The following is a 6,903-nucleotide window of genomic DNA, read 5'->3' as shown; positions in this document are numbered from 1 at the left end:
GCCCTCCTTCACCTCGAAGATGTCGGCGAAGTCGGACTCGAGGACGAGCTCCACCCGCAGGGCCATCGGCTCCCGGGAGTAGCTGCGCAGGGTGAGCTCCTCGCGCAGCCCGCCGTTGACCTTGCGGTCGCGTTCGACGATCAGCGGAGTGTCGGCGCGCCCCGGGATGTGCCCGGCGCGGCCGACCGCGACGGAGCGGTACGGCCGGGGCGTGGACGAAGAGAGCGGCTCCACGGGGTCGCCGTCGATGAGGAGCGCCCACCTCGAGACGAGGCGCGTGTCGTGGAAGAAGACGCCATGGGGGAACTCGGGCATGATGTCGCCGTTGGCGGCCGACACGCAGAACGCGGAGCCCTCGACGATCGTGACCGCACCGGCGCCGGCCGTGCCGGCGAGGGTGTCCGCGTTCCAACCGGGCATCGTGCACGCGCCTCCGTCCCGAAGTGGGCGCGTGCCATGGCCATGGGGCGCCCCTCCGCCGTCCACCGTAGGCGGCGGAGGGGACGCCCCAGCAGGGGATTGACAGGTGAGGCATCCTCCGCTCCACGCGGCCGAGGCCTGCCCCTCCGGTCAGCCGGCGAGCGCCTCGACGACCCGGCGCGCGACCGACGCGCTCGACTGCGGGTTCTGCCCCGAGATGAGGTTGCCGTCGACGACGACGTGGTCGCTCCATGGGGCCGCCGAGTCGATGGTGGCGCCGGCCTCGCGGAGCGTCGACTCCACCCACCACGGCGTGTTCTCGCCCGTTCCGCCGGTGCGCTCCTCCTCGTCGGTGAAGACGGTGAGGCGTCGGCCGGCGAACGCGTTCGAGCCGTCGGGAAGCTTCGCCGACAGCAGTGCGGCCGGGCCGTGGCAGAACGGCGCGATGATGGTGCCGGCGGCGTTGGCGGCCACGAGGACGCGGCCCGTCTCGGGGTCGGTCGCCAGGTCGGCCATGGGACCATGCCCTCCGGGCAGCACGATCGCGGCGTACGCCGCGGGGTCGACCTCGGCGATCGGCACGGCGGCGGCGAGCTCGTCGGCGATCGACGCGAGGTACCCGCGAAGCTGCTCGACCGTGTCGGTGCTGCCGACGACGGCGGGATCCAGGCTGACGGCGTCGACCGTCGGCGTGACGCCGCCCGGCGTCGCGATGGTGACCGTGTGTCCGGCCTCCGTGAGGTCGCGGTGGGCGGTCACGAGCTCCTCGGCCCAGAAGCCGGTGGGGTGCTCGGAACCGTCCTTCATGGTGAGGCTGGTGGCGGCGGTGACGATCATGAGGATGTCGCTCACAGGTGGTGCTTCCGTTCTGTCGGTGAGGTGGTGGATGGAGGGGCCGCGTCAGGCGCGGTGGAACTCGGCGGGGTGCGGACCGGTGCGGCCGTCGCGCTCGAGGCCGTCGATCGCGTCGAGTTCGGACTTTGCGAGCGAGAACCCGAACACGTCGAAGTTCTCGGCGATGCGGGCGGGCGTGACCGACTTCGGGATCACGATGCGGCCCTGCTGYAGGTGCCAGCGCAGCACGACCTGGGCGGGCGTGCGGCCGTGGGCGGCGGCGATGGTCGTGATGGCGGGGTCGTCGAGCACCGCACCCTGGGCGAGCGGGCTCCAGGCCTCGGTGGCGATGCCGAGACGGTCGTCCGCGGCGACGACGCGGCGATTCTGCAGGGCCGGGTGCAGCTCCACCTGGTTCACGGCGGGCACGACGGAGCCCTCGGCGACGAGGCGGTCGAGGTGCTCGGGCTCGAAGTTCGAGACGCCGATCGCGCGGATGCGTCCCTCAGCGGCCAGGCGCTCGAGCGCCTTCCACGTGGCGACGTAGCGGTCGCGGTCGGGGGTCGGCCAGTGGATCAGGTAGAGGTCGAGCTGCTCGAGCCCGAGCTTCGCGAGGCTCGCGTCGAATGCGCGCAGGGTCTCGTCGTGGCCCTGGTCGGCGTTCCAGACCTTCGAGGTGATGAACAGCTCGTCGCGCGCGAGGCCCGACGCGGCGATGGCCCGCCCGACGCCCTGCTCGTTGCCGTAGACGGCGGCGGTGTCGATGCTGCGGTAGCCGACCTCGAGGGCGGTGGCGACGGCGGCCTGCGTCTCGCCGTTCGGCACCTGGAAGACGCCGAAGCCGAGCTGCGGCATCCGGACGCCGTTGTTCAGGGTGATGGTGGGGACGGTCGCGGTGGTCATGCGTTCCTTTCGATCGTGGAGCGAGGCGGTGGGGTGGGTGCGGTGCGGCGTCGGTCAGGCGACGGATGCCACGGGGCGCGTGTCGGTCGGTGCGTCGCGCTCGCCGGGGCCGGCGACGCGTTCCGAGCGGGTCGGCCGGGGGGTCCGCGCCGACGTCGCGGCGACGACCATCACGATGAGCGCGCCCAGGGTGATGGCGGCGCCGACCCAGATCGGCGACGTGTAGCCGAGCCCGGCCGCGATCGCGGTGCCGCCGGCCCATGCGCCGAGCGCGTTGCCGAGGTTGAACGCGCCGATGTTGGCGCCCGAGGCGAGCGTGGGGGCGTCGGCGGCGGAGCGCATGACGCGGCTCTGCAGGGCGGGCACGGTGCCGAAGCCGAGCGCGCCCATGGCGATGAGGAGCACGATCGTGGCGACGGGGCTCCACGCCAGCCAGGCGAAGAGCGCCAGCACGACGACGAGCGCGGCGATGAAGCCGAGCAGCGTGCCGTCGATGGAGCGGTCGGCGAGGCGGCCGCCGACCCAGTTGCCGACGACCAGCCCGGCGCCGAAGAGCACGAGCAGCCACGGCACGGCGCCCGAGTCGAAGCCGCTCACCTCGGTGAGCGTGTAGGCGATGTAGGTGAACGCACCGAACATTCCGCCGAAGCCGAGCACGGTGACGGTGAGCGAGAGCCAGACCTGGCCCGACCGGAATGCGCCCAGCTCGCGGCGCAGGCTGGGAATCGGCGTGCCCGCGGCGGGCTTCGGCACGAGCGTGGCGATGCCCACGAGCGCGACGACGCCGATGGCCGAGATGACCCAGAACGTCGACCGCCAGCCGTACTGCTGGCCGAGGAAGGTGCCGAGCGGCACGCCGAGCACGTTCGCGGCCGTGAGTCCGGTGAACATTACGGCGATGGCTCCGGCCGCGCGGTCGGGAGCCACGAGGCTCGCGGCGACGACCGAGCCGATGCCGAAGAAGGCACCGTGGCAGAGGGCGGCGACGATGCGCCCGGTCATCATGAGCTCGTACGTGGGTGCCATGGCCGAGATCGCGTTGCCGGCGATGAAGAGCACGAGCAGGCCCATGAGCACGGGCTTGCGGGGGAGCCTGATCGTGGCGGCGGTGAGTCCGAGGGCGCCGACGACGACGGCGAGGGCGTAGCCCGAGATGAACCAGCCGGCCTGTGCTTCGGTCACGCCGAAGTCGGCGGCCACCTCGGGCAGCAGGCCCATGATCACGAACTCGGTGAGGCCGATGCCGAACCCGCCGATGGCGAGGGCGAGAAGGCCGAGTGGCATGCGCGGAACTCCGATACAATGGTCGTGGTAGTTGCAGACGCGCTCTATTGCGAACGCGGGCTCAATGCTTGCACACGCAAATAGAAAGCGCAAGCAACTATCTGACCGACCAGGAGGATCGCATGGGCATCGCCGACGACGCCGTCGAGGTCCGCGCGCACGGCTGGCGCACGCTCGCCGCACTGCACGGCATGATCGAGTCCGAGCTCGAACGCGCGCTCGCGGCATCCGTCGACCTCTCGGTCGTGGAGTACACGGTGCTCGACGCGCTCAGCCGGCAGCACGGCTGGCACATGCGCATGCAGCAGCTCGCCCGCGCGGCCGCGTTGAGCCCGAGCGCCACCACGCGGCTCGTCAATCGCCTCGAGGATCGGATGCTGCTCACGCGCGTGCTCTGCGCCGACGACCGCCGTGGCATCTACACCGAGCTCACGGCGGCCGGGCGGGCGCTCGTCGAGCGGGCACGGCCCATCCACGACGAGGCACTCCAGCGCGTGCTCGCCGACGCAGCGGAGCAGCCCGAGCTGGCGCCCGTCGTCGAGGCGCTGACGCCCGTCTAGGCGGGCGCGTCGGCTCCGGTCGTACCACCGGCGCCCGAGATGTTCAGCAGCCAGGTGACGCCGAACCGGTCGGTGACCATGCCGAAGGCGTCGCCCCACGGCGCGACCTCGAGCGGCTGCAGCACGGTGCCGCCGTCGGCGAGCTTGTCCCAGTAGGCGCGAAGGGTGGCGTCGTCGTCACCCGAGAGCGACACGGAGAACCCGGCCGGCTCGCGGTACTCCATGTGCTTGGGCGTGTCGGCGGCCATCAGGGTGAGGCCCGGGCCGTCGAGCTGGCCGTGCATGACGAGGTCGCTGTCGGACGGGTCCTCCGCGGACTGGAAGTCCGCGAAGGTGCTCACGTTGAGCTCGCCGCCGAACACGGAGTGGTAGAACTCGAGCGCCTCGCGGGCGTTGTCCTTGAAGTTCAGGTACGGGTTGAGCGTGACGGGCATGGTGGCCTCCAGATCGTCGTCGTTCCTCCGCCCGATTCTGCTCCGATCCGCGCAGCGACGCGAGGGTCGTTCGTGAACGGATCAGATCGGCCGGGTGAACGCGACGCGGTCCTCCCCGGGCCCGTCGTAGTCGCGCCAGGCCCGCACGCCGTCGACGTCGGTGTCTCCCGTGGCGGTGAAGCCCATCGCGCGATGGAACTCCTGCGACCGGTGATTGCGGGGACCCGTGATCGCGTCGACGCGGCGGCATCCGCTCGCCCGCATCTCGTCGAAGAAGCGCTCGTAGAGGACGCGTGCGAGCCCGTGGCCGCGCAGGTCGGGCCGCACGCCGACGAAGTGGATGTACGCGACATCCGGTGACGACTGCGAGCGGAAGCCGATGATGAAGGCCGCGAGCCCGCCGTCGGCCCGGGGGTCGTCGACGATCGTGGAGGTGTCGGCGAAGTGCTGGAAGAACAGCCGGGGGAGCAGGCGCCAGAGCGACTCGGTGCCGGGAAGGCCCCACCAGTCGGGGACCACGGCGACCACACGCGCGTGGTCGTCGACGGTGGCACGGCGGAAGTCGAGGGCGGAGAGCGGCGCCGTCAGCGGCGTGGGCGTGTCGGCATCCATGGAGTCGATTCTGGGCGTTGACACGTCCTTTCGGCAGGCGTAGATTGTAATCAACCAAACCATTGATCAAGCAAATCATTGATCAAAGAACTGCGAGGAGGCGCACGATGATCGTCGATCCGAGCAGTGACGACCGCCTCGACCGGGCCTTCATGGCCCTGGCCGACCCGGTGCGCCGCCGCATCGTCGCCCGCCTCAGCCGAGGACCGGCCACCGTCAACGAACTGGCCGAGCCGTTCCAGATCACCAAGCAGGCCGTCTCGAAGCACATCCAGGTGCTCGAGCACGCCGGGCTCGTCTCGCGAACCCGCGACGCGCAGCGCCGGCCCGTGCACCTCGAGCCGGCCCAGCTCGAAGCCCTCACCGCGTGGATCGACCGCTACCGGCTGATCCACGAGCAGCAGTTCCGATCGCTCGACGCGCTGCTCGCCGGCACCACCACCAGCGGCACGGATGCCGCATCGCCAGAGCCCGGCCCGAGCGCCGGCACCGCACAGGAAGAACCTGAATCATGACCAACGCAGTCACCATCACCGCACCCGAAGGACTCCCCTTCATCGAGATCGTCCGCGAGTTCGACGCCCCCGTCGAGGCCGTGTTCCGGGCACACCGCGAGCCTGAGCTCGTCCGGCAGTGGCTCGGCCCGCAGGGCTACGAGATGGACATCGAGCGCTGGGACTTCACGACCCAGGGCGGCTACCGCTACGTGCACCGCACGCCCGACGGCGAGGCGTGGGCGTTCAACGGCACGTTCCATTCGGTTCGCGAGAACGAGTTCGCCGTGCAGACCTTCGAGTTCGAGGGCATGCCCGACGTCGTGGCCATCGAGACCATCGCGTTCGAGGACCTCGGCGACGGCCGCACGCGCCTGCGCATCCACTCCACCTATCCCGCGGTCGAGGCCCGCGACGGCATGGTCGCGAGCGGCATGGAGACCGGCCTCCGCGAGGGCTACCAGCGGCTCGACGCCCTCGTCGCCGCCTGAACGCACGCGAACCGCACGACCAACACGAACGGAGCACATCATGGACTGGACTCTCGAGGTCGTCCTCATCCCGTCGAGCGACATCGACCGCGCCGTCGCGTTCTACCGCGACCAGGTCGGATTCGCGCTCGACCACGACACCCGCAACGAGCACATGCACGTCGTGCAGCTCACTCCGAGAGGGTCGGGCTGCTCGATCGTGATCGGCGACCTGCCCGCGCAGACCGAGATGGCGCCCGGCTCCATGCGGGGCCTCCAGCTCGTCGTCGCCGACGCGGCCGCCGCCCGCGACGAGCTCGTCTCCCGCGGCGTCGAGTGCAGTGAGATCACCGTCTTCGACGAGCGCGACGGCGGCACCTTCTTCGGCTTCGCCGACCCCGACGGCAACACGTGGGCCGTGCAGCAGATCAAGGCCCGCGCCGCGCATCCCCTCATCCCCGTCGAGGCCCGGCAGCGGTTCGGCGCCGAGCAGGACGGCTGACGCCGGCAGCGATCGGCAAGCGGATGCCGCGGCCGGCCCCTTCACGCGAGGGGGCCGGCCGCGGCATCCGTGTCTCGTGCACGCTCGGGGCATTGCGCGCGACCGGCCCGGCGTGGATCATGAACCGGGGGGTTCATGCATGGGGAGGCAGGCGAAGGCGACCTGGATCGGCGAGCACGGTCGTGCGGCGGCGGTCACGCTCCATCTCGAGGCGGCCGGATTGCAGATCTCGGGCGAGCGCCGGGCGCAGGTGCCGAGGTCGGCGTGGTCGCAGGTCGAGGCCGCCGACGGCGTGGTGTCGTTCGTGGCCGATGGTGAGACCTACCGGTTCCGCCTCGGCAGCACCGCCGCAGCCTGGGTGCGGGCGCTGACGACGCCGCCGCCCACGCT

General features: G+C 71.3%; 11 protein-coding genes. 5 read left to right on the top strand and 6 right to left on the bottom strand.

The annotated features are described in order from the left end of the window. The 4 genes from AC1DY2_RS12575 to AC1DY2_RS12560 form a co-directional block, all read right to left on the bottom strand. Nucleotides 1-420: glycogen debranching N-terminal domain-containing protein (locus AC1DY2_RS12575; protein ID WP_476762736.1), on the bottom strand; the 420-nt coding region annotated here is incomplete at its 3' end. 150 nt (nt 421-570) lie between these two features. After that, nucleotides 571-1,272, bottom strand: coding sequence for a type 1 glutamine amidotransferase domain-containing protein (locus AC1DY2_RS12570; RefSeq protein WP_476762735.1), 702 nt, complete (start codon nt 1,270-1,272; stop codon nt 571-573). 48 nt (nt 1,273-1,320) lie between these two features. Continuing rightward, nucleotides 1,321-2,157 carry an aldo/keto reductase gene (locus AC1DY2_RS12565; RefSeq protein ID WP_476762734.1) on the bottom strand — a complete coding sequence of 279 codons (837 nt, stop codon included), beginning with the start codon at nt 2,155-2,157 and terminating at the stop codon, nt 1,321-1,323. Nucleotides 2,158-2,211: 54 nt separating this feature from the next. Further along, complete coding sequence (locus AC1DY2_RS12560) at nt 2,212-3,441, bottom strand: MFS transporter (RefSeq protein WP_476762733.1); 1,230 nt, start codon at nt 3,439-3,441, stop codon at nt 2,212-2,214. A 122-nt stretch (nt 3,442-3,563) separates the two neighbouring features. Between AC1DY2_RS12560 and AC1DY2_RS12555 the strand changes: the two genes are divergently transcribed. Beyond that, on the top strand, nt 3,564-4,001 hold the full coding sequence (locus tag AC1DY2_RS12555; RefSeq protein WP_476762732.1) for a MarR family winged helix-turn-helix transcriptional regulator: 438 nt from the start codon (nt 3,564-3,566) through the stop codon (nt 3,999-4,001). Here AC1DY2_RS12555 and AC1DY2_RS12550 read toward each other — a convergent pair. Both AC1DY2_RS12550 and AC1DY2_RS12545 read right to left on the bottom strand, forming a co-directional pair. Then, entirely contained in the window at nt 3,998-4,435 is a 438-nt protein-coding gene (locus AC1DY2_RS12550) for a VOC family protein (RefSeq protein ID WP_476762731.1), read from the bottom strand. The genes AC1DY2_RS12555 and AC1DY2_RS12550 overlap by 4 nt on opposite strands. An 81-nt stretch (nt 4,436-4,516) precedes the next feature. Further along, the gene (locus AC1DY2_RS12545) at nt 4,517-5,047 is read right to left on the bottom strand and encodes an N-acetyltransferase family protein (RefSeq protein ID WP_476762730.1); all 531 of its coding nucleotides are present in this window, start codon (nt 5,045-5,047) and stop codon (nt 4,517-4,519) included. A gap of 107 nt (nt 5,048-5,154) precedes the next feature. Here AC1DY2_RS12545 and AC1DY2_RS12540 point away from each other — a divergent pair, with 107 nt between their 5' ends. From AC1DY2_RS12540 to AC1DY2_RS12525, 4 genes are all read left to right on the top strand, one after another. Further along, on the top strand, nt 5,155-5,562 hold the full coding sequence (locus AC1DY2_RS12540) for an ArsR/SmtB family transcription factor (protein WP_476762729.1): 408 nt from the start codon (nt 5,155-5,157) through the stop codon (nt 5,560-5,562). Beyond that, nucleotides 5,559-6,032 (top strand): SRPBCC family protein, encoded by a 474-nt coding sequence (locus tag AC1DY2_RS12535; RefSeq protein ID WP_476762728.1) that lies wholly within the window; start codon nt 5,559-5,561, stop codon nt 6,030-6,032. The genes AC1DY2_RS12540 and AC1DY2_RS12535 overlap by 4 nt, the downstream gene beginning before the upstream one ends. 40 nt (nt 6,033-6,072) lie before the next feature. Beyond that, a complete protein-coding gene (locus AC1DY2_RS12530; protein ID WP_309977007.1) occupies nt 6,073-6,513 on the top strand; it encodes a VOC family protein in 441 nt (146 codons plus the stop codon). A 139-nt stretch (nt 6,514-6,652) separates the two neighbouring features. Continuing rightward, nucleotides 6,653-6,903: hypothetical protein (locus AC1DY2_RS12525; RefSeq protein WP_476762727.1), on the top strand; the 251-nt coding region annotated here is incomplete at its 3' end.

The organism is Agromyces sp. P1_H4, from assembly GCF_056405255.1.
The sequence above is the reverse complement of the archived record's forward strand: the minus strand, read 5'-3'. Positions and strand labels throughout refer to the sequence as shown.